Genomic DNA, 21,948 nt, shown 5'->3' with positions numbered 1-21,948 from the left:
ATGCTCATAATAAAATTGATTTTCCTGGCTGCATTAACTTCCTTTTTTAGCCTCAAAAGCATTGCGCAAACCCACATAAACCTCTATCCAGGAACGGTCCCGAATTCAATTTCGGGGCCGGACCAGGAAACCCACACAGCAAATGCATTAGTCGATTCCCTTACTTCCAAAGTTTCCATTCCGGGACTTACCCTCTTTTTGCCAGCCAGAGCAAAGGCCACGGGAATGGCGGTGATCATCTGCCCGGGTGGCGGCTACGGCACATTATTAACGAAACGCGAAGGGAGCGATGTTGCCCGTGCGTTCAACAAACTCGGTATAGCCGCATTTGTCGTAAAGTACAGATTACCAGATCCGAGGATCATGAAGGATCAATCCATCGGGCCTATCCAGGATGCACAGCAAGCCATTAAAATCGTTCGCGAACGCGCCATGGAATTCGGAATTGACCCAAATAAAATCGGGATCATGGGGTTTTCAGCGGGCGGCCACCTCGCCTCCACCGCCGGAACACATTTCAAAACGCGCTACATTGATCAAGCAGGGAAAACCAGCCTTCGACCGGACTTTATGATATTGATCAATCCCGTCGTAAGCTTCAATGACAGCACAGGACATATGGGTTCTCGGGAAAATTTGTTGGGCAAAAATGCAAGTGCTGAAAAGATTCGTTTGTTCTCGAACGAATTGCAGGTTACCAAAGAAACGCCGCCTGCATTCCTGGTCCATTCCGGTGCGGATGTGGTCGTTCCGGTCGCGAACAGCATTGAGTTTTACAAGGCATTGAATCAGAATGGGATTCCGGCCGCCATGCACATTTACTCCAAAGGGGAGCACGGGTTTTTGACATATCCGACCTTTGAGGAATGGTTTGGCAGGGTTGCGGGATGGATGGAAACTTTAAACAAGTAGCCGAAATGCCCGATTGTTTCCACAGAAAAATAACGTTTTGCGAATAAAGTCATTATTTTATATTTGTGTAATCCTATTCAAAATGAACAGTTTACCATTTAAAAAAAGAAACGATGAAAGTAAAACTATTTGTCTCGCTTATTCTGCTGACCATTTGTTTCACCGCTTTTGCACAGGAAAAGCAAAGCACGGCTGTGGCAGAGAAAGGCTTGACCAAAGTATGCGTGATGTATCCTTTTGCGGAAGGTAAAACCTTTGATATGGCCTATTATGAAACCAAGCATATGCCGATGGTGGCAGGGTTTTTGGGGTCAAATTTGGTAAAATACACCATTGAAAAAGGCATCGCGAGCGGCATTCCCAACCAGCTATTGCCTTTCATGGCCATCGGTACATTTTATGTAAAAAGCCTGAGCGACTACCAGGCGGCGATTGGTCCGAATAGAGACGCCATTCGTGCGGATTTTCCAAAATATACCAATATCAGCCCGGTCATTCTGGTCAGCGAGGTGGTTAAATAGTTTAAGCGCATGCAGCTTCATTGATAATGTATAAATTTGAAGCATTACTGTGTTCAAGTCCTTATGTTTTCAATAAAAAAGCTGATTTCAAAATTTCGGGGAGCCGATCAGCGTCCGCAGGTTCATCAATATGATTTGTCCCTTTGTTGTATCGTTAAGGACGAAAACAACTATCTGGAAGAGTGGATCGGGTATCATCGCAAAATCGGTGTCCAGCATTTTTACATTTACGATAATGGTAGTAAGGTGCCGATTCGTACTGCATTAGCAGCCATTAATTCTCCCGCTGATCTTACGGTGATTGATATGCCGGGAAAAAACAAACATGTTAAGGCATACCAGCATTGTCTGGACGGATTCGGCGGTTCTTCCACCTGGATCGGCTTCATTGATATTGACGAATTTATAGTCCCAAAAACAGCAAGTTCAAACCTGCCGGAATTTTTGAAAGACTATGAAAATTACGGTGGGTTAGGGGTTTCCTGGCTTATTTTCGGCTCCAATGGACATGTTCAAAAGCCGGGCGGACCACAGCTGGAAAATTTTACAAAACGCTCGGATGTTGCTTTCCCGCCCAACAGGCATATTAAAAGCATTGTGCAGCCCCGATTTGTGAAATCCGCCTATAAATCGCACTGCTTTCATTATAAACCCGGATATTTTTGTGTTAATGAGCACAACATTGCCATTGACGGCGCGACTGCGGATGTAAGCGTGGATAAAATCCAGCTCAACCATTACTACTGCCGCTCATTGGAGGAATATCATGAAAAGGTTGAAAGAGGAATCAGCGATACCAAGCGTAAGCGGAAACTGGAAGAATTTCACAACCACGATATCCAGGCCAATGTAATTGAGGACACTACGATACTGGAAGTCCTGGAAAAATTAAATAACAGCGTGAATTGATGAGCCCTATTTTTTGGGTGGGACCTTGTTCCCGATGACCAGGACTTCTTGCAAAGTAGAGTCATTAAGGATCATTTGCAACCTTTTCGGATCCGGGTAAGGGATTTGAAAACCCGGCTTATTTATTGTAGAAAAATCCTTTGTAGCCAGATAGTTTCGGACATTCTCTGTTTGCGTCAATCGCCTTGCGCGTTCTTCCTTCAACACCCTGAAATCCAATACGGACCGTTGAATGTAGCTGAAAAATACGGCTACGAAAAACACTGCTGCAACACCCCAAACGGCCTTTCTGACCACGGGCTTGCCCTTAATACTCGTAAGTCTTACCACAAACCAGCTGTTCGCCGCCAGACCCAGCAAGAGGACTTCGGCATAGCGTGGCGGCATATGTATGGAATCGTGCCCGCGGCCGTAAGCGAGTGCGACGATTTGCATGGCGGTCCATGCGAGGCAGCCAAACATTAACAAATCGGTTTTGCCTATCTGTTTGCGCAGGAAAAGCATGCGGGAGACAAAAAATAAGCCCGGCAGCCACATGACACCAATAAACAATTTGCTGCCGCGCAAAGGCCAGCCCATAAGGCGAAGCATCGTGGATATGAACTCTGAAAACGTGGTGGCATGTAAAATATAATGTCCTTCAACACGGGGCATCGTGAAATAAGCCGAAACTGCCATTGCAAACAGAATGATCATTAATAAGGCTGTCTTTGCACTTAATAAGCGTTGAAGGTAAGCCCGTGCGAGATAAACAGCGATTACAGCAAGCGGCGTTAACAGGCCCGAGGCCAATGTTAAAATGCTGATCAGGCTGAAGAATAAAATCACCCATACGGACCAGCTTCTATTGTGAAAATGGGCGGCAATAATCAGTGATGCGAGTGTAAATAGGTTAACAAAGTAAAACTGGCTCTGAAAACCAATCAAAAAGTTTTCCCACGAGAAAGGAAGTGATCCGCCTGCAATGATAACGGCAATAATCAGCCATTTTAATCCGGTTATTTTTTCGGTCCGGGCCAGGGTCCAGATAAAAAGTAAGGGCGTTGACGCACCAAACAGAATATTAAAACGTGCTTCGACAATGTTATTCCAGTATCCTGTCAGCCAGAAAGTGAACAAGGTCATGATGCGCGTAGGCAGGATGCGATGTTCATTGTGTGCAATGAAGAGGTCCTGAAATTGTAATTTTCCCTCGATCCACGGTTTCAGTAAGCCAAGCCATTCAGCATCCCATTGATCCCAAAATGGCAATGAAACAGCAAACCGTTCCACATAATACAAGCGAGGGATGATTAGAGCTAGGGTAGAAAATCCTATTAGAAGACTATTCTTGCTATACTTATTCACAATTGACTGGCTAACATTTAGCAAATATACGTCGTGCCTGGTAAACTAAAAAAAAGCCGAATGCCGGGATCCCCAACATTCGGACTGAACACCTAAACCGTTTAATTAGTCATCAAAACTGCCTGAATATAGGAACGAACCAGTAGCGATGAAAAACCAACCAGCCTCCGGTGGGAATGAAAAAATTAACGGTCAGGAAGCCGCATTAATCCACTTCAAAAACAATAGTGGAGAATAAAGGCGCTTCACCTTATCTGAGTTTCAATAATCTGACTACTTCCACTTTCTTCCTGCGGGATATTTCCACCTCGGTGCCATCGCTTACCACAATGTATCCGTGGTCATGACTCATCTGGGAAATGTGTCTCGGATTTACCAAATGTGATTTGTGGGTGCGGATAAAACCGAATTCGTCGAGCATTTCATCAAAGTATTTCAGTGTTTTGCTGGTAACGATGGGCTTTTTGTGGGTGGTGTGGATAAATGTATAATTACCATCTCCCTGCATGCGTATGATTTGTTCCAATGTCAGAAACAGCACGCCGTCCTTTGATGGAATAGCAAGCCGGAAATCTTTGGTTTCACTTTTACCAATATTCTGAACGAGGTTATCATATAAGATCAGGTTGCTTTTGGCATCGGGCATCTGCATTTTCAGATATCTGTCTACGGCATACCTGAGTTCGTCCGGGTCTATGGGTTTGAGCAGATAATCCAGCGCACTGAACCGGATCGCCTGAACCGCATACTGATTGTAAGCAGTTGTGAAAATCACCTCGAATGACGGGTTTACCAGCGCACGCAAAAAATCAAAACCGTTACGCTTGGGCATTTCCACATCCAGAAATACGATCCCGGGAGTGAAATACCGAAGGATTTCGAGTGCCTGGTCCACGGACTCCGCCTGCCTGACTTCCGTAATCTCCCCAACAAAACTTTCAATATAATATTTAAGCACAGTGCGTGCTTTGGGTTCGTCGTCAATAATCAGCGCTTTAATCATTTTCTTGATTATACATTGTTGAGATACGTTGATAGTTCTATTTCCACCAGTGTGCCGGTGGCTTCGCCGTTTTCGTCGTAAAGGTCTTCGATGTTAAGCACCGCATGGTTTCCCTGTTTGTTGATCAGGTCGATGCGGTCTTGCGTGATGCTTAACCCCTGCGAATCGTGACTTTTGTATTTGATACTCTGTGATTTTAATTCAAATGATTTCTTTCTTCCAATGCCGTTGTCCTGTATCCTGCAAATAAAAACGTCCTCGTTAACCAGCCTGAATTCAATGAGCAGCTTGCGGTCGTCGTCTTTATGCAGCAGGCCATGCCAGAGCGCATTTTCCACATAAGGCTGTAAGAGCATCGAGGGTAGCGCAACGTCCTCCTCTTCCAACTCGGGGTCCATAATGATCTCGTAGGTGAAATTTCCTTCAAAACGCATCAATTCCAGTTCAAGATAGAGTTCCAGGACCTGGCGCTCTTGTGTAATAGGAATAAGATCTTTCCCCGAGTTTCGCAAAACCATCCTGAACAGCTTGGAAAACTTATTGAGATAAGTGCTTGCCTGTGGATATTTCCCGGTCACAATGCATTCCTGAATGCTGTTGAGGCAGTTGAAGATAAAATGCGGGTTCATTTGTGCCCTTAACGCCATCAGCTGGCTTTCGGCAAGCATCTTGCTGATTTTTAGCAACATTAATTCTTTTTGCTCACTCTGGACTTTTTGCTTCTTACGCTGACTGTAAGCCTGATAGACAAAAAACAGTGTTACAGCCGCCAGGATCAGGCATATCGTTCTGAACCACCAGGTTTGCCACCAGTTGGGTCGTACAACCACTTGCAGCTTCTGGATTTTTGTCATCCATCTGCCGAATTCATCCGTACTCCGGACTTTGAACACATATTTCCCCGGCAAAAGATTGGTGTACGTAGCCGTAATCGCCCTGCCTGCGTTCACCCAGTTTCCGTCAATGCCTTCCAGCTGGTAACTGTATTGCAGGGCCGGGATATCCCGGTGACTCAATGAAGCATATTGAAACGTAATAAAATCCTCATCCGGGGCCAGTTTCAGGACACCCCCTTTTTCAAATCCCAGTTTTTCCTGACCAAAAACCTTGATGGAAGTGATAAAAGGTGGCTGTTTTACCGGCACGCCGGCAAAGCTGAAAGGGTCTATTAACAGGATATGGTCCAGCATTACCGCATAGATTTTACCGTTCGCGAATGTGAGGTTGTTATAATAATCCTGCAACGTTTTACCAAGGTCGATCTCAACTTTCGTTACAGCGCGCGTATCCGGGTTGAAAAACATAAGTCCCTCCCTGCTGGATCCCCAAACCGCGCCGCGCGAATCAATGGCAATGCTGGATAAATAATCATAGAACAGTCCGGTTCTGCTGTCGATGCTGTCCAGCGGTGTGCCGTCACGACTTATCTTCACCAGCCCTCTGCCACTCACGGCAGTCCATATGTTGCCTTTTTTATCTTCGGCAAGTTTCAGGACCTGTGCATTAGCTAGTTCTTTATTGGGTAAAATAGAAAAGAATTCTTTCTCGTAATTGAATTTCAGAAGTCCGCTTCCGGGCAGTGAAAACAAGATATCGGTGTTGCTCAGCTGCAAAGAACTCGGGCAACTTTTAAATGCAAATAACCCAAAACGACTATCAGTTCCGTCATAGCGCGTTGTTTTCTTAGTTACCGGATCGTGGCGGTAAATGGCGTCTTCCAGGATCTGGAACCAGATATTTCCTTTATGATCAGTAAAAACGAAGTTTGCGTAGCGGTGGTGCGTGCCTTTTTTTATATCTGTAAACTTCACCAGTTTATCGCTCCCGTTATGCAGCACGTGCACGCCGTCGTCTCCTACAAACCACCAGGCATCTTTCGCTTTGGTGCACATCACAAAACGGTTTCTTCGCAAGTCTCCGTCCGTAACGGTGTAGCGCTGATAAGTGCGGTTATCGGTGTGATAAGCAATAGCCCCATCCTCCTTGCATGCCATCACCAGGTTTTTGTCAACCGTAATGGAGTTGGCATGGGCAAAACCGGTTTCCAGGAAAAATTTGAAATTAGGCAGCTGGTATATCGCCTGCAACGGATATTGTGATTGACTTTTACTTACACCATTGATCGTTCCCAGCCACACATTACCTTCCTTATCCGTAATTGCGTCCCGGAAATGCCCATAACCGATGCAATAAGGAAGGTTTTGGTCATACTCAATCTTCTTGATCGGCTGTCCGCGTTCCTTGATATAGGCCGCAAACAACCATGTCGAGATCCATAGCCGGTCCTTATGGTCTATAAATAAATGGTTGATCCCATCGCTGATCTTATTGCCGTCGAGCACAGGGAAGCTTTGCACTGAGCCTTTTCTGACATTCCAGTAATTGAGGGTCAGGTTGTCGTCGCATCCGTACCAAATGTCGCCTTTGCTGTCAACAGCGAGCGCATTTACATATTTCAGGTCGAATATGGGTGAATGCAGAACATTGTTTTGCTTATGGTAAATCGCTTTTTTTCTGATATCGATAAAATAAGGCTTGCTGCCTACAATCCAGAAGCCGTTTCTGATCGTGTCCCACACCATGCCGGAAAGAAAATAGTCTGGTATGCCAAACATGGTTGCTGCCGAGGGCACAATGGCCGCGAGAGGAAGTAATTTCCCTTTTTCATAAACGTAGATCCTGTTGGAAGTGCCAATCCAAAGGCGCCCGACATTATCCGTCTTAATGGTTACAATTGATTCCTGATCCAGGGCGGAGAACCGGCTGTCTTTGGAAAACGAGCCTGAGCTCATATTAAACAGCATCACACCGTTCAGTAATCCGAGGATGAGCGTATCTCCCTTGCCGAGCGGTTGTATGGCATTGACAAGAAGATTTTTCTGTTTCGGGCCGTGCTTGTATTGCTTTACAACGGCCCCGTCGTAGCGGTTAAGGCCATTGTTGGTTCCGATCCAGAGAAATCCTGTATCGTCCTTATAAAGGCACCGCACTTGTTTCGCACTAAGACCGTCCTGCCACTTGATATTCTGAAAAATCGTCTGCCCGAAAAGCAGTATTGGACTCAGACAAAAAGCAAGTAAAAAGATAAATCTCTGACGCATGCTCCTACCGGATTATTTCTTTGAAATAAGATTGTATTAATGTGAAGTAGCTGATTAACGGCGGCTCATATACTAACCGTTCACCGTTAAATAGCCAGAAGCGACCGTTCCCTCTTTGGTTTTGAAATTTGCTGCCGGGTAAGCCAACTTTATTCCGCAATAAAGCGATTAGCCGTGAAAAATGATGGAATTATCCAAATCAACGTTCGTTATGATCAACATGAATGCCCTGACTTCCCGCCTTACCAACCATGGAAAATTTGCAAGTGTGTTTTTCAATGAGCCGGGATATCATATCAGAAAAAACGCTGTTTATTACTTCGGAAGTCAATTGACTCCCAGGCTGAACCTGGTGGCAGGCGCTGATGTAAAATCGTTTCAAATTTTAGATAACACTTTCTCAAAATTGCCATCGATCAGACATTATGCCGTCGATGAAAAGTTTGTTTACTATAAAGGAAAAGCAATCCCTGGTGCTGATCCTTCCTCATTTGTTGTGCTCGGATACGCTTCGGGCAAAGATTGCAATCACATTTACACAGCTTACAAAATCGTTTCCGACGATCCCGATCACTTTGTCAAAATAGATAGGCATTTGTCAAAAGACAGCAGATGTATCTACTATGCTGATCGGGTTATTTCTCATTACGCATCTCATTTTCAGTTGATTGCGAAAGTGGATGGCTTTACTTATTTCCGGGACAAGCACAGCATTTTTGTCAATGGCGTGCGGTTGGATGATCCCGATGTAAATTCCTTCGAGGCGTTGAGGCATGGTTATGCACGAGATGCGGCCCACGTTTATTTAATGAGTTCTGCATCTCTTAAAATCATTGAGGGCGCAGATCCGGGAAGTTTTCAGGTGATCAACCAGTATTACAGCCTGGATTATAAGCATGTTTACTGGCGTGGCTCACAGCTAACAGAATGTGAGCCATCCACTTACGAGGCTTTGAACTTTTAATCTCTGATAATCTTTTTCAGTTACCCAACTATACACATAAGGCGCAGCGATGCGCCTTTCTTTTTTGCCCGTTAAGCGCAAAGTTTCAAATCTTTTGAAGTAATATTTTGCCCTTATTGTCTTGTATATGAATATAATTCAGATCTAAACTCTTAACAAATGTTGGCTTGCACACATGCAAAGAACGCCGGACGCGTTGCCGTGTTCCTGTGTTCCCTGCTGTTTCTATTCTCTCCTTATTTTACCAATGCCCAGGACATTGACCTCCTGCTGAAAGGCGGGCACGTTATTGATCCCAAAAACAACATTGATGCGGCAATGGATGTCGCTGTTTCGGGCGGCAAAATCGTCCGGGTAGCCAGTAACATTCCAGCTTCGGAAGCAAAAAAGACGGTTGATGTAAAAGGTTTTTATGTAACGCCGGGGCTGATCGATATGCACGCGCACGTTTTTGCCGGAACTGTGCCCGATGCCTACATTGCCAATGCCTCCACCAGCCTGCCGCCCGACGGCTTCACTTTTCGCGCCGGGATCACAACGGTTGTAGATGCAGGCTCATCCGGCTGGCGCAACTTCCGGACTTTCAAAGCACAGACGATCGATAAAGCGCAGACGCGCGTCCTGGCATTGCTCAACATTGTCGGCACGGGCATGGCCAGCCGTTATGAAGAGCAGGATGTTACGGATATGAACCCCGTTATGGCCGCCAATATGATCCAAAGGCTTTTTCCGAAGATCATTGTAGGTGTAAAAGCAGCACATTACTGGGGCGACTACGCGCAGGTGAAAGCCGCGGTTGAGGCCGGAAAACTGGCCAATGTGCCGGTTATGGTTGATTTCGGGGAGCATAAGCCGCCCTTATCCATTGAAAAACTATTCAAAGAATATCTTCGTCCGGGCGACATTTTTACGCACACATTTTCGCATGGGCCGGAAAACCGCGAAACGGTTGTAGACGAAAAAGGAAAAGTAAAACCATTCGTTTTCGAAGCACAAAAGAACGGGCTGATTTTCGATGTCGGGCATGGCGGTGGTGCATTTGCGTGGCGGCAGGCGATTCCGGCCATGCAGCAGGGATTTAAGCCTAATGTGATCAGCACAGACTTGCATACCGATAGCATGAACGGCGCTATGAAAGGCCTGGACAATGTAATTTCTAAATTTCTCAACATGGGAATGACGCTTCCGGATGCCATTCTGCGAGCAACATGGAATCCCGCACAAGTTATCAATCGCCCCGATCTGGGAACATTATCCGTTGGTTCTGAGGCAGATATTGCTGTGTTTAATTTAAGAAAAGGAGATTTTGGCTTTTTAGACACCCGAAAATTGAAACTCAAAGGTGATAAAAAACTGGAAGCCGAGCTGACCATCCGCGCAGGTAAAATCGTCTGGGACCTGAACGGGATCAGCGCGGCGGGTTGGGAATCTGAAACATTGGCTAAATAACTGGTGGTGATGCACTTAATAAGATCCGATAGGGCCACAAATGTTATCAAAAGCAACTTTTGGGTGCTGTTTTTGCTTGTTTTTTACAGCAATGGCTTTGGCCAGACCTATGATCTGATCGTCAAAGGCGGCCATGTTATTGATCCTGCAAATAACATTGATAAAGTGATGGATGTGGCTGTCAGTAAGGGTGTTATCGTAAAAGTGTCAGATAAAATTAACGAGCCTGCTGAGAGAACGATTGATGCAAAAGGCTTATTTGTAACGCCCGGTTTTATTGATATGCATACGCACGTTTTTGTGGGTCCGCATGCAGGTCTTTTTGCTAATGGCGTAAACAGCGTTTCTCCTGATGATTTCACATTCCGGTCCGGTGTAACGACGGTTGTAGATGCAGGAACTTCGGGTTGGCGGAGTTTTCCTTTGTTTAAGAAACAGGTTATCGATCAGTCCAAAACGCGGATTCTGGCTTTTATCAACATTGCCGGGGACGGAATGACCGGCGCTGAACATGAGCAGAACATCGCCGATATGGTCCCGGACTCTGCTTTAATGGTCATCAACCAACATGCTGACCTGATTGTGGGCGTGAAGATCGGGCATTATAACGGAGCCGACTGGACACCTTATGATAATGCGATAAAACTCGCCCGACAGGTCGAGAAGCCGCTCTTTGTGGAATGTCATTTACCTCAATATTCATTACAGGATCAGCTTGCCAGGCTCAGTGCGGGGGATATGATTACGCATACTTTTGAAAACATTAAGGAGCGGATGCCGATCATTGGCGAAGATGGAAAGGTGCGGCCATTTGTGCTGGAAGCAAAAAAGCGCGGAGTACTATTTGATCTGGGTCACGGCGGCGCGGGTTTCTGGTTTGATCAGGCCGCACCGGCGATTAAGCAAGGTTTTGCACCAAATTCTTTCGGCACTGATCTGCACCGGTTCAGCATGAATTCGGCTATGAAAGACATGGCGAATGTTATGTCAAAATTCATGGCCCTGGGTTTATCCTTGCATGATGTGGTGCAAATCGCAACCTGGAATGCTGCACAGGCTATTAAGCACGAAGAATTGGGTAATATGAAAGCAGGCAATGTGGCTGATCTCGCCATTTTCAGGGTTCGTGACGGTCAGTTCGGTTTTACAGATTCCGGTGGGAAAAGTATAGCAGGATCCAAGAAACTGGAAATCGAGATGACGATCAGGGATGGGAAAATTGTGTGGGATTTGAATGGGTTAGGCGCTAAAAAATAGATAATTGAAATAATGGGATCTGATTTTTATAAACAAAAAAAGAGGCTTGTGCAGCGATATTTCAGCTTCGGCCTGATAGTAATGCTTCTCATCGGCGCGCAAAGGCCGGATTTACTGCCAAAAGGTGATCCGGACAATGGCGGCCTGGCAACGCCGGCAGGTTTTGAAGCACTCGTAGTCGCCGACAGCACCGGACTGGCGCGGCACATTACGGTAAATGATAACGGCGATATTTATGTAAAACTGCGCTATTTCGGAAAGGGCCAGCGGGGCGGAACTGTGGCACTCAGGGACACAAACCGGGATGGGAAAGCCGACATTATTAAAAATTTCGGCAATTACCCCGATCAGAGCAGCCTCGCCAACGGCATCACGATCCGCAACGGATATTTGTATTACAGTTCTTCACTGTTTGTATACCGCAGTAAACTGATCCCGGGGCAGCTGCTGCCGGACAGCACCGTAGAGGTGATTTTAAAAGATGACCATGAGCATGGCACACATTGGCACATTACCAAACCCATGGCTTTTGATGACAAAGGGAACATGTACGTGCCTTTCGGAGCGCCTTCGGATGCATGCCAGGATGTTGCCAATTCACCGGGCGGTAAACCTGGAACTATTGGCCTTAATCCTTGCCCGGACCTGGAAAAGCATGGTGGAATCTGGAAGTTCAGTGCTGATAAGCTGAATCAGACGCAGGCCGACGGCAGCTTGTATGCAACGGGTTTGAGGAGCATTGTGGGCATGAGATGGAATAATGCGGATCAAAATTTATATGCCGTTGTTCACGGACGCGACAATCTGCGCCGCTTGTTTCCTGACATTTATTCCTCATGGCAAAGCGCCGTTTTACCAGCCGAAGAATTCGTAAAAGTGACCCAGGGAACAAACCTGGGCTGGCCATACTATTATTTTGACCAGATGAAAGGCAAGAAGATCCTGAACCCGGAATACGGCGGTGATGGCAAAAAAGAGGGTGAAGGAGCTAAATATCAAAGCCCGATCATTGGATTCCCCGGACATTGGGCACCCAACGACATTCTGTTTTACACCGGAAATCAGTTCCCGGAACGTTACAGGAATGGCGCATTCATCGCCTTTCACGGCTCCACAAACCGTGCTCCTTATCCGCAGGCGGGCTTTTTCGTTTGTTTTGTGCCTTGGGTAAATGGTAAATTTTCGGAAAAATGGGAAGTTTTTGCAGATGGCTTTGCAGGCATGGATCCGATCATCAATGTAAGCGATGCCAAAGCCCGGCCTATGGGCCTGGCACAAGGGCCGGACGGCTCCCTTTACATTACAGATTCGAAAAAAGGCAAGATCTGGCGGATTATGTTCAAGGGTAACAAGCAGTCATTCGGAGCGCCGCAACTGGCTGCTATGGAGAAGCATAAGTTGGCAGGAAACATCCGAACGCCGGATCCGGTAAAGGACAACCTGGATAAGGATACAAAGCTCGCCGGCGAAAAAATTTACAGCACTTATTGTACGCCATGCCACCAGTCCAACGGCCTTGGCGACGGCAGCCGTTTTCCGCCTTTGGTAAATTCCGAATGGGTTACTGAGGATAAAAGAAAGCTGATCCAGGCCGTAGCAAATGGTTTGGAAGGGCCGATAGAGGTGCTGGGTAAGCCCTACAATGATCTGATGCCCAAACACGATTTTATCCCGCCGGCAGAAATGGCCCAGCTGCTCACCTACGTAAGGCAGCAATTCGGCAACATGCCCGACCGCATTTCGGTGGACGACGTGAACCGGGTTTTGAAAAAATAGCCTTAATAATTATATTGAAAAGCGAAAGCCATTATTGTTACACAGGCTTATGGATTACACGGATTTCCTGGTTATTAAAGCCAATGTTCAGTGTTTGCTGATCATTGAAATTCAGCACATGCCCATCCCGCCTCACTTCATCAATTTTAGAAAAATCCAGCTCCTGTACGAGCCAGCCTTCTTTTTGTGGGATTTCGGCAGCGATAATGCCTTCCTCGGGTAAACCCTTGTCAGGCGTGGAATAATAGGCAGAATAGCCATAGTTAATGTCCACTGCCGGTGACCAGGTTGCGTTGCCGACGGTCTGAGAAACAACTGTATAAGCCTGATTTTCCAGGGCGCGAGCCCGCGCGCCTACATGTACTCGTGTAGCGCCACGGATGGTTTCCGTGCAGCTTGGAACGAGGATCAATGATGCCCCCGCGCTGCACAATAATTGGGATCCTAACCCAAATTCAATGTCATAACAGATCTGAATGCCGAATTTGCCCCAAGCCGCTTCAAACACCGTCAGCACTTTGGGAGCGCTTTGAATGCCCCATTCTTCATTTTCAAACCGGGTCATGAAAAACTTATCCTGGTAACCGACAAGGCCTTTGTTTGAAAAAACAAAAACACGGTTATGGTGCTTTCCATAATCAATAACAGGCAAGCTCGGCGCAACAATCACCACATTATATCGGCGCGCCAGGTCTGCAAAGATCTTGCAGAACGATTCCACAAAGCCATCCATCGCCGCGACTTGCAGGAAGATATCTTGCTGAATGTCAAGGGATAATATGCTAACCAATTCCATGGCGCCGTACTCAGGAAACAGTAATAATCCGGCTCCGCTCGCAGCTGCATCGGCTACCCAGTTTTGAATGTGTCTTTGCCAGCCCGCAAGGTCGACATGTTGGGAGATCGGATATTGAGCTGAGGCAACGATTACAGACATAGGCATTTAGTGATCGAGTGGTTTGATCCAGAAAATCATTTGTTTTGGGGAGGAAGCCGTTTCGCCAATATCGGGCCATTCCATGGTACTTTGCAACGCAGGTTCCTTTACATATCCGCGTTTGATCCAGAATGCGTCATTGGGACGATAATCGGCGGGTTTGGCGGGGTGGTTCTCGCCCCGATCGACGGAGCAAAAACAGCATAAATTGTAATGTCCGAAGCTTCTGGCATGCGCCTCGCGTTCATCAAAAAAACGATGTCCAAGCCCTAAGCCGCGATATTCGGGAAGTAATATGCTTTCGCCAAAGTAAAAAATAGTGCTAATATCGAATCCCCCATCTTCGAACGGTTTCCGGACTTCCGCAGCTTCGTCGGTTAACGGAATGCACGTTGTTGCGCCCACCATTTTTCCTTTATCAAAGACAGCGAACAAAAAGGCGCGTTCGGACTGAACGTAAATTTGCAGATAGTCTTTTTCGTAATCCAGCGCCCCCTCATACAAATAGGGATAATCATGGAAAACTGCGATGCGCAATGCGCCCAATGCTTCCACCGCGGATGCTATTTCAACGCCCTTATAAGATGCAAAAGTCAGTTGCTCAGTCATTTTTCGGGTTTGAAACCAGCTCTATCCAATGCGGCAGATTGTAATAAGTGGTTACGCGGCAGATTTTTTCATTTTTTAATTCCAAAAAAGCGGCTGCCGGAAGTTTGTAAGCCTGTCCGTAAGCCTCAGGGAAGCCCTCTTCGCCTTTTTTGTAAATTCCTCTCACTGTGAATTCAACCGCCACCCGGGAGTCGTCTGCGGTTGTGAAAAAGACCATGTCGGTCAGGGTTTCTTCATAGGATTCGTCCATTTGACCAAGAAACTCAGTGAATTTTTCGATGCCGATGCGCACCTCGCCCTGGTTGGGCTCGTGCCTTACCTCCGGGTGCAGCAAGGCGAGCATGCCGTCCCAGTTTTTATGATTAAAGCTTGAATAATATGCTTGTACGATGTCCAGAGAAGCCATGTCAGTTCATTAATGTTATTTAATAATAAGAAAATAGAGCAGTAACTAGTTCACCGGAACATATATAAAAGTGAGGAAGCCGTTAATTCGCGGCCAGTTTGATTGCCGCAACCAATTCAGCAATAGTGAAGTATTTTGCATTTTTTTGTTGCCATTCCATTTGCCAGGTTGTACCAGCTGCATCCCGATCGCAACGGACTTTGAATGTTGCATTCATGTCGTCAGTCAAACCAAAACCTTCTCGTTGCAAGGCCCGTCTGGTCCAGAAAGCCAAGACAGGATCACCCGCAATGCTTATTGAATGTGTGCAAACGTCCTGGTAAATGTTAAATGTGCCGCTAGATTTATCAAAAAAGAATCCATTCTTTTCAAACGCTGCTTCAAATGCCCCGTTCAAAACAAGATCTTCGGGGACACCGGCTACCAGCTCGCCGCTTTGCTGCATAAGCCAGAGAATATCAGCAGTTTGTAATGCAAGGTCTAGTTCGTGTGTGCTTAGTAAGATGGCTTTTCCGGTTTGTCTGGCCAAATTATGCAGCAAGCGCATCATTTCCACGCGGTTGGGCAGATCCAGATGCGCGGTAGGCTCGTCGAGCAGAATGAGTTCTGTGTCTTGTGCAAGCGCGCGTGCCAGCATGACCTTTTGCCGTTCGCCATCGCTCAGCTGATGGATTTTCCTGTTTACCAAATTTTCAACATTGGCCAGTAAAATAGCTTCTTCGATCTTTTTATGGTCGATTTCGCTTAATGCGCCAAGCCAGCCGGTGTAGGGCGTGCGTCCTAATTTAATCACTTCCAGCGCGGTAAGATTTCCAGCCTCGATGCGCTCGGTCAAAACGAGGCTCAATGTTTGTGCGAGCTGAGCCGATTTTAACTCGGAAAGAAGCTGCTGTCCAATGTAAACAGTGCCTTCCAAAGCGGGTTGGAGGCCTGCAATTGTCCGCATTAATGTCGATTTTCCTGAGCCATTGGAGCCAAGCAGGCACACAAGCTGCCCCGGTAGGAGGGTTAGGTTCAGGTGTTTTGAAATAATGCGTTCGGTACGCTTGGTCTTATATCCAATAGACAAATCCTTCGTTTCCAGAAATGGTTTTACATCACTCATGAGAAAGAAGAACGGAGGTTATTGCGGCTGATAATGATCCAGATAACCACCGGTGCGCCAAGTAGCGAGGTGACAACATTCACCGGAATGACGGTTTGCATGCCCGGCAACTGGGCAATGATGTCACATAAAAGCAGCAGTACCATGCCGGTGAGGCAGCAGCCGGGAATGAGCACCCGGTGGTCGGACGTGCCAAACAGCGAGCGCGTTATATGCGGAACAGCGATGCCGACAAATCCGATCGGACCGCAAAATGCGGTAATGCTGCCGGTTAACAAGCTGGTGCTGAGCATGATGATCAGTCGTGTTTTTCCAATGGTAAGGCCCATGCTTTTGGCGTAATTTTCCCCCAACAATAATGCATTAAGCGATTTGGAAGATATAAAAGCGAGTAACAGCCCAAATGCAACCACACCCGAAAGCGCGTAAAGGTGATACTGCGTAACGCCTCCCAGCGACCCGAATGTCCACATAATGTATTCCTGCAATTGTTCGGGCTGACTGAAATATTGCCAAATGCTGACAATGGAAAGCGTTATCGTTCCTATCATCACCCCGACGATCAGCAATATTACATTGTCCCGGATCCTTCCTGCAATCAGTAATATCAGCGAAAGCACCAGTGCAGATCCCAGCGAAGCCATCACAATGATGAGCCAACTGCCCGAAACGCCAAGTTTGCTGATCGCATACATGCTCGCGCTGCTTCCACCTGCAAGCATCACCGCCGCCACGCCCAGTCCGGCGCCTGCTGTGATACCCAGCTCCGACGGCCCCGCCAAAGGATTTCGGAATAAGGTTTGCATTTGTAATCCACTGACGGATAGTCCGCAACCGACCAGCATTGCGGTTATCGCTTTTGGGATGCGGATTTTTTCAATGATAAAAAGCCAGGCAGTATTTTCGGAGTCTTGTAAAAAAATGATTCTAAAAACTTCTTTAAGCGGAATTTGCACGGAGCCCAGCATTACATCCAGCACAAAAAACACAATTGCCAGCGTTGCCAGTCCCGAAAAAGTGAGCCGGTGCGCATTCAGGGGCGTTTTAAGCAATGGTGCTTTGTTGAGGGATCCGACCATTATTTGAGCTGCTTATAGTAGACCAAATTGTGATTTGGCAGGAGTTCGGGATGCAATATTTTGATCAGATCAGACAGGACAATGTGTGGGTTTACAGTTCCGGATTCAAAAAAATCATTCGCGCCCTGCTCATTAACACGTCCATTGTAACTGAACATTTGCCCCGATTTATAAGCCTTAAAATCGCTGTAACGTGAATCCTGCGCCAGAATGTTGGCTTTCGTATCACTTTTATCGAACCCAACATTCAGCCATGCGTCGGCTTGTAGAGCAATTGGATATACAGATTCGAAGTTCAAAGGCAAACTGCCTGTCGCCTTCATATTGCTCCAATGATAATCCCCTCCCGCATCCCTGAAAAACTGCGACATATAGCTGTCCCCATTCGGTAAAAACCAGGCATCTTTGGTATTCAAGCCCGAAATAACGGATGGCTTGATTTTCACCTCCTTAGCAAGCTGAGCCAACCGAAGATATTCATTTTCGATCTTGCCAAACTTTTCATTGACCAGCTCTTCCTTATTTAATAATGCGGCAATAAGCTTAACCCACTCGGCACGGGCCAGCGGCGTTTTTTCGATCCATTCCGAATTAATCAAAATGGGAATTCCTGCCTGCGTTAAAATGCTGTATTGGTCCACTTTCGCGCCCGGCCCGCCCATGGCCATCAGCACATCCGGGTGCATTTCCACGAGTTTTTCATTATTCAATCCCTGATCCCGTCCAATGTTAGCCACTTTGCCAGCTTCAATGCGCGATTGAATTTTAGGCGAATAAATGTATTGCGGGTTGCTAAGGCCAGTGATAATGTTCTCCGAATCCAGAAATTCCAGTAATGCAGCATGCATGGAGGAAGTAGCCACAATGCTTGTAACCGGAATGCTAATTACCTGCGCATTCTCGAAACCTTTCGGTCGTGGTGTTCCTTTTTCGAGTAAAATGTATTTTGAAGTATCCGTTGCCGTTTCAAAAGGGCTCAGGATGCTTACGATTTTGTAATTATTGTGATACGAAATGGTAAATCCTTGCGCGTGGTTGATTTTGGTTTGGGCATTGTAATTAACCGATTTCGAAGTTATGTTCTCCTCCCTTTTCGATGAATTTTCGGGATTACAGCTAAGGATTGTTAGATAAAGAAAACACGAAAGGCAGAGGTTTTTGATCATTAGACGATATAAGGAGCGTTGAGCAGAATAAAAATGTAGAAAGAAAGAATCAGATATAAGATAGCATTTGCTTCACATTTGCCAAACCGTTCTGGATGACCTCAGCTGATTCTGTTCCTTGATAGTAACCGATAAGATGTAATTCGCTGTAAGCATTGATCGTATGTTTCAGCAATTTTTTGTCATATTTTCTTAATCTCCCCTTGTAATCCTCAATGCTTTGCGGCTTTACAAAATGAATACCTTCTTTTTGTTTCAGATATTCATCAAGAATTAGCAGCGCCGCTGAATAAGCAGTGCCCGCGGCCATTCTTACATATTTAATGTCCGAATACAATCCATCCTTTTTGCCTGCTTTTTCAGTCAGTATTTGTCTGGCATTTTCAAGATATCTTGCTGCTTCCGCACTTGGAGATAAAGGGTTTTCCATACTTTTCTTAGACATAGTTGTGTATTTGATAAGGATATTTGTTTAGACGCAGGCCAAAGAAATTGGTCACTCAAAAATAGCACTTATTTTTCAAAGGCGTCAGAGGCCTGGGTCCGCAATTGGCACACTTTTAATATTTTTCAAGCCATGCCAGCACAATCTCTTTTACAGTTTACAGGGAAAAGTATATACTGCGCCGTTGCAGATGCGCACATTGATCCATGGATCCCCGTTGACCGGGCGATCATCACGCATGCGCACAGCGACCACGCGCGCTGGGGGAGCAAACATTATCTGGCCCACAAGGATAGCGAACCCATTTTACGGCTGCGATTAGGGCAGGATATCTCTTTACAAACTGTTGAGTACTACGAGAAATTTGTGATCAATGGTGTCACATTCTCATTGCATCCTGCGGGTCATATCATTGGTTCTGCGCAGGTCCGGGTGGAATATAAGGGGGAGGTCTGGGTTGCGAGCGGAGACTACAAGCTTGAAAATGACAACTTTGCAACGCCTTATGAGCCAGTCAAGTGCAATGTTTTTATTACCGAATCAACCTTCGGTTTGCCTATTTACAAATGGCAGCCTCAGCATGAGGTGATGAGCGAAATTGACAACTGGTGGCGGCAGAATAAAAGTGAAGATAAAGCCAGTGTGCTGATGGGCTATTCATTGGGAAAAATGCAGCGGATATTGAAAAATATTGAATTACAGGACAAAATAATCTACGCACACGGCGCTATTTATACATTAAACGAGAGGTTAAGGCAGGCCGGTTTTGATTTGCCCGAATTGACATTGGTCACCAAAGAAACCGACCGGAAGCTATTTCGGGGATCATTGGTGTTAGCCCCGCCCTCGGTCGACAGCAGCACGTGGATCAAAAAGTTCGCCCCTTATTCGCTGGGCTATTGCTCAGGATGGATGGCCCTTCGCGGCGCCAAAAATCGCCGCGCCGTGGACCAGGGCTTTGTATTGAGCGATCACGTGGACTGGCCGGACCTGAACACTGCTGTAAAAGAATCGGGAGCCGAAAAAGTATACGTAACGCACGGATATACAAGCATTTACGCGAGATATTTGAATGAAAATGGCATAGAAGCAGGTGAAGTCCATACCATGTACGGCAACGAAGACGAAAACGAGGAAGAAGAAGTTGTACAAGACATCAGCGCCGGAACCGACGCCTATGAAAAGCACAAAGAATTACTAGATGGCGAATTCATCACTGATACAAAGGCGTCAACAAAAAAGTCCCCTTTAGGGAATTTAGCGGAAGGGGAAGGAGGCATCACACTATGAAACAATTCGCAGAACTTTTCATGAACCTGGACCGCACCAACAAAACCAATGCAAAGGTGGAGTTGATGAAGCAATATTTTCTGACTGCATCCGACGAGGACAAACTCTGGGCATTAACGCTTTTTACCGGTCGCCGGCCTTCGTTTAAGGTGAACAGGACGATGGTAAAAGAATGGGCCGCACAAGAAGCGGGTATTCCGATGTGGCTTTTCCAGGAAAGTTACCATAGTGTAGGCGATTTGGGTGAAACCATTTCATTGCTTTTGCCTAAAAGTAAGGTCGACGGATCGGACAAATCGCTTACCGAATGGTTCTATTATCTGGGACTTTTGCCAGGTATGACGGACGAAGAAAAACGTGACCATATCCTGCAAGCCTGGATGCAACTGTCTCAGCACGAGACTTTTGTTTTTAATAAATTATTGATGGGCAGTTTCCGGATCGGGGTTTCGCAGACATTGGTGGTGCGTGCATTGGCGGAAGCCACCGAAACCGATTCTAATGTGATCGCACACCGGGTCATGGGTCAGTGGGAGCCGTCGGGGACAACCTTTGAGCAGTTGATATTGGATAAAGGGGAAAATGACAACGCATCGCGCCCATATCCGTTTTTCCTGGCTTATCCTATCGAAGGCGACGTTTCTGGTTTGGGAAACCCCGAAGATTGGTTTGCCGAATGGAAGTGGGACGGCATTCGCTCACAAATTATTTATCGCAACAATGAGCTTTTTATCTGGACTCGCGGTGAAGAGTTATCGACCGAAAAATTCCCTGAACTGCATTTTTTAAGTGAAGTTTTGCCAAACGGAACGGTCCTCGACGGAGAGATCGTAAGTTATATGGATGATAAACCCATGCCGTTTAATGTGCTGCAAACGCGTATCGGCAGGAAAAACCTATCCAAAAAAGTGCTGGAAGAAGCACCAGTCGCATTTTTGGCTTATGATATTTTGGAAGTCAATGGCGTGGATATCAGGAACCTTACCCAGCAACAACGCCGGACCGAGCTGGAACTCATTCATCAGAAAGCGCCTGATCAATTTGTGTTTAATCTTTCGCCGCTCATTGATTTTAAAGAATGGGCAGTTTTGCGGGAGTTGCACACACTTTCCCGGCAGCATATTGCGGAAGGTTTTATGATCAAAAGGAAAGAAAGCACTTACCAGGTTGGCCGTAAAAAAGGCGATTGGTGGAAATGGAAAATTGATCCGTTAAGTGTTGACGCCGTGCTCATTTACGCCCAGAAAGGCTCCGGCAGGCGCGCTGAATTATTCACCGACTATACATTCGCCGTCTGGGGCGAAGACGGGAAGCTGGTTCCATTCGCAAAAGCCTACTCTGGATTAACAGACGTAGAAATCGGCCAGGTCGATTATTTCATCAAACGAAACGTCCTGGAAAAATTTGGTCCGGTAAGGACCGTAAAGCCCGAATTGGTTTTCGAAATAGGCTTCGAAGGCATCAACGAATCATCCAGGCATAAATCCGGAATCGCAGTAAGGTTTCCCAGGATTCTGCGCTGGCGGAAGGATAAGAAAGCAGAGGAAGCAGATACGCTGGAAGCGTTGAAGGGGATTTTGGAGATGTATAAGTGAGGGATTCGTTTAATGTATCGACCTGCGTTCACACAGTTCAAACGATCCCGAAACATTTGCTATTTTTGTAATTAAAT

The 21,948-nt window shown here is 46.3% G+C and carries 19 protein-coding genes; 9 read left to right on the top strand and 10 right to left on the bottom strand.

What is annotated here, in order from left to right:
• From LZG74_RS23225 to LZG74_RS23215, 3 genes are all read left to right on the top strand, one after another.
• Positions 1 to 912 (top strand): alpha/beta hydrolase, encoded by a 912-nt coding sequence (locus tag LZG74_RS23225; protein ID WP_233798896.1) that lies wholly within the window; start codon positions 1 to 3, stop codon positions 910 to 912.
• Positions 913 to 1,025: 113 nt separating this feature from the next.
• Complete coding sequence (locus tag LZG74_RS23220) at positions 1,026 to 1,433, top strand: EthD family reductase (RefSeq protein WP_233798895.1); 408 nt, start codon at positions 1,026 to 1,028, stop codon at positions 1,431 to 1,433.
• Between the two features lie 63 nt (positions 1,434 to 1,496).
• Positions 1,497 to 2,342 carry a glycosyltransferase family 2 protein gene (locus tag LZG74_RS23215; RefSeq protein WP_233798894.1) on the top strand — a complete coding sequence of 282 codons (846 nt, stop codon included), beginning with the start codon at positions 1,497 to 1,499 and terminating at the stop codon, positions 2,340 to 2,342.
• A gap of 6 nt (positions 2,343 to 2,348) precedes the next feature.
• Here LZG74_RS23215 and LZG74_RS23210 read toward each other — a convergent pair whose 3' ends face one another.
• The 3 genes from LZG74_RS23210 to LZG74_RS23200 all read right to left on the bottom strand — a co-directional run bounded on the left by LZG74_RS23210 (position 2,349) and on the right by LZG74_RS23200 (position 7,793).
• Positions 2,349 to 3,614, bottom strand: a complete 1,266-nt coding sequence (locus LZG74_RS23210) for a hypothetical protein (protein WP_233798893.1) — start codon at positions 3,612 to 3,614, stop codon at positions 2,349 to 2,351.
• Between the two features lie 325 nt (positions 3,615 to 3,939).
• On the bottom strand, positions 3,940 to 4,692 hold the full coding sequence (locus tag LZG74_RS23205; RefSeq protein ID WP_233798892.1) for a LytTR family DNA-binding domain-containing protein: 753 nt from the start codon (positions 4,690 to 4,692) through the stop codon (positions 3,940 to 3,942).
• Positions 4,693 to 4,700: 8 nt separating this feature from the next.
• Positions 4,701 to 7,793 carry a sensor histidine kinase gene (locus LZG74_RS23200; protein WP_233798891.1) on the bottom strand — a complete coding sequence of 1,031 codons (3,093 nt, stop codon included), beginning with the start codon at positions 7,791 to 7,793 and terminating at the stop codon, positions 4,701 to 4,703.
• Between the two features lie 181 nt (positions 7,794 to 7,974).
• Between LZG74_RS23200 and LZG74_RS23195 the strand changes: the two genes are divergently transcribed.
• The 4 genes from LZG74_RS23195 to LZG74_RS23180 all read left to right on the top strand — a co-directional run bounded on the left by LZG74_RS23195 (position 7,975) and on the right by LZG74_RS23180 (position 13,239).
• Entirely contained in the window at positions 7,975 to 8,757 is a 783-nt protein-coding gene (locus tag LZG74_RS23195) for a DKNYY domain-containing protein (protein WP_233798890.1), read from the top strand.
• A 159-nt stretch (positions 8,758 to 8,916) separates the two neighbouring features.
• Entirely contained in the window at positions 8,917 to 10,206 is a 1,290-nt protein-coding gene (locus LZG74_RS23190; RefSeq protein WP_233798889.1) for an amidohydrolase/deacetylase family metallohydrolase, read from the top strand.
• A gap of 9 nt (positions 10,207 to 10,215) precedes the next feature.
• Positions 10,216 to 11,463 (top strand): amidohydrolase/deacetylase family metallohydrolase, encoded by a 1,248-nt coding sequence (locus tag LZG74_RS23185; protein WP_233798888.1) that lies wholly within the window; start codon positions 10,216 to 10,218, stop codon positions 11,461 to 11,463.
• Between the two features lie 48 nt (positions 11,464 to 11,511).
• Positions 11,512 to 13,239 carry a PQQ-dependent sugar dehydrogenase gene (locus LZG74_RS23180; protein WP_310589378.1) on the top strand — a complete coding sequence of 576 codons (1,728 nt, stop codon included), beginning with the start codon at positions 11,512 to 11,514 and terminating at the stop codon, positions 13,237 to 13,239.
• Between the two features lie 37 nt (positions 13,240 to 13,276).
• Here LZG74_RS23180 and LZG74_RS23175 read toward each other — a convergent pair whose 3' ends face one another.
• The 7 genes from LZG74_RS23175 to LZG74_RS23145 all read right to left on the bottom strand — a co-directional run bounded on the left by LZG74_RS23175 (position 13,277) and on the right by LZG74_RS23145 (position 18,986).
• Entirely contained in the window at positions 13,277 to 14,182 is a 906-nt protein-coding gene (locus LZG74_RS23175; protein WP_310589377.1) for a carbon-nitrogen hydrolase family protein, read from the bottom strand.
• Positions 14,183 to 14,785, bottom strand: coding sequence for a GNAT family N-acetyltransferase (locus LZG74_RS23170; protein WP_233798887.1), 603 nt, complete (start codon positions 14,783 to 14,785; stop codon positions 14,183 to 14,185).
• A complete protein-coding gene (locus tag LZG74_RS23165) occupies positions 14,778 to 15,191 on the bottom strand; it encodes a nuclear transport factor 2 family protein (RefSeq protein ID WP_026632422.1) in 414 nt (137 codons plus the stop codon). The genes LZG74_RS23170 and LZG74_RS23165 overlap by 8 nt, the downstream gene beginning before the upstream one ends.
• Before the next feature lie 82 nt (positions 15,192 to 15,273).
• Entirely contained in the window at positions 15,274 to 16,296 is a 1,023-nt protein-coding gene (locus LZG74_RS23160) for an ABC transporter ATP-binding protein (RefSeq protein WP_233798886.1), read from the bottom strand.
• Entirely contained in the window at positions 16,293 to 17,375 is a 1,083-nt protein-coding gene (locus LZG74_RS23155) for an iron ABC transporter permease (RefSeq protein ID WP_255699610.1), read from the bottom strand. The genes LZG74_RS23160 and LZG74_RS23155 overlap by 4 nt, the downstream gene beginning before the upstream one ends.
• The gene (locus LZG74_RS23150; protein WP_233798885.1) at positions 17,375 to 18,541 is read right to left on the bottom strand and encodes an ABC transporter substrate-binding protein; all 1,167 of its coding nucleotides are present in this window, start codon (positions 18,539 to 18,541) and stop codon (positions 17,375 to 17,377) included. Before LZG74_RS23150 ends, LZG74_RS23155 begins: the two co-directional genes overlap by 1 nt.
• A 49-nt stretch (positions 18,542 to 18,590) precedes the next feature.
• Positions 18,591 to 18,986: a DUF5618 family protein gene (locus LZG74_RS23145; protein WP_051350346.1), complete on the bottom strand. Its 396-nt coding sequence runs from the start codon at positions 18,984 to 18,986 to the stop codon at positions 18,591 to 18,593.
• 132 nt (positions 18,987 to 19,118) lie between these two features.
• On the opposite strand from LZG74_RS23145, the gene LZG74_RS23140 reads away from it, so the two are divergent.
• A complete protein-coding gene (locus LZG74_RS23140) occupies positions 19,119 to 20,276 on the top strand; it encodes a ligase-associated DNA damage response exonuclease (RefSeq protein WP_233798884.1) in 1,158 nt (385 codons plus the stop codon).
• Positions 20,273 to 21,871: an ATP-dependent DNA ligase gene (locus tag LZG74_RS23135; protein ID WP_233798883.1), complete on the top strand. Its 1,599-nt coding sequence runs from the start codon at positions 20,273 to 20,275 to the stop codon at positions 21,869 to 21,871. The genes LZG74_RS23140 and LZG74_RS23135 overlap by 4 nt, the downstream gene beginning before the upstream one ends.
• The last annotated feature ends 77 nt before the right edge of the window (positions 21,872 to 21,948 follow it).

This window comes from Dyadobacter sp. CY327 (assembly GCF_021390415.1).
GTDB lineage: Bacteria > Bacteroidota > Bacteroidia > Cytophagales > Spirosomataceae > Dyadobacter > Dyadobacter chenhuakuii.
This window is presented reverse-complemented; position numbering and strand designations above follow the sequence as displayed.

Coding starts and splice junctions, on each gene's coding strand:
- LZG74_RS23225 (WP_233798896.1), top strand. CDS start 1: ATGCTCATAATAAAATTGATTTTCCTGGCTGCATTAACTTCCTTTTTT.
- LZG74_RS23220 (WP_233798895.1), top strand. CDS start 1,026: ATGAAAGTAAAACTATTTGTCTCGCTTATTCTGCTGACCATTTGTTTC.
- LZG74_RS23215 (WP_233798894.1), top strand. CDS start 1,497: ATGTTTTCAATAAAAAAGCTGATTTCAAAATTTCGGGGAGCCGATCAG.
- LZG74_RS23205 (WP_233798892.1), bottom strand. CDS start 4,692: ATGATTAAAGCGCTGATTATTGACGACGAACCCAAAGCACGCACTGTG.
- LZG74_RS23200 (WP_233798891.1), bottom strand. CDS start 7,793: ATGCGTCAGAGATTTATCTTTTTACTTGCTTTTTGTCTGAGTCCAATA.
- LZG74_RS23195 (WP_233798890.1), top strand. CDS start 7,975: ATGATGGAATTATCCAAATCAACGTTCGTTATGATCAACATGAATGCC.
- LZG74_RS23190 (WP_233798889.1), top strand. CDS start 8,917: ATGTTGGCTTGCACACATGCAAAGAACGCCGGACGCGTTGCCGTGTTC.
- LZG74_RS23185 (WP_233798888.1), top strand. CDS start 10,216: ATGCACTTAATAAGATCCGATAGGGCCACAAATGTTATCAAAAGCAAC.
- LZG74_RS23175 (WP_310589377.1), bottom strand. CDS start 14,182: ATGCCTATGTCTGTAATCGTTGCCTCAGCTCAATATCCGATCTCCCAA.
- LZG74_RS23170 (WP_233798887.1), bottom strand. CDS start 14,785: ATGACTGAGCAACTGACTTTTGCATCTTATAAGGGCGTTGAAATAGCA.
- LZG74_RS23165 (WP_026632422.1), bottom strand. CDS start 15,191: ATGGCTTCTCTGGACATCGTACAAGCATATTATTCAAGCTTTAATCAT.
- LZG74_RS23160 (WP_233798886.1), bottom strand. CDS start 16,296: ATGAGTGATGTAAAACCATTTCTGGAAACGAAGGATTTGTCTATTGGA.
- LZG74_RS23155 (WP_255699610.1), bottom strand. CDS start 17,375: ATGGTCGGATCCCTCAACAAAGCACCATTGCTTAAAACGCCCCTGAAT.
- LZG74_RS23150 (WP_233798885.1), bottom strand. CDS start 18,541: ATGATCAAAAACCTCTGCCTTTCGTGTTTTCTTTATCTAACAATCCTT.
- LZG74_RS23145 (WP_051350346.1), bottom strand. CDS start 18,986: ATGTCTAAGAAAAGTATGGAAAACCCTTTATCTCCAAGTGCGGAAGCA.
- LZG74_RS23140 (WP_233798884.1), top strand. CDS start 19,119: ATGCCAGCACAATCTCTTTTACAGTTTACAGGGAAAAGTATATACTGC.
- LZG74_RS23135 (WP_233798883.1), top strand. CDS start 20,273: ATGAAACAATTCGCAGAACTTTTCATGAACCTGGACCGCACCAACAAA.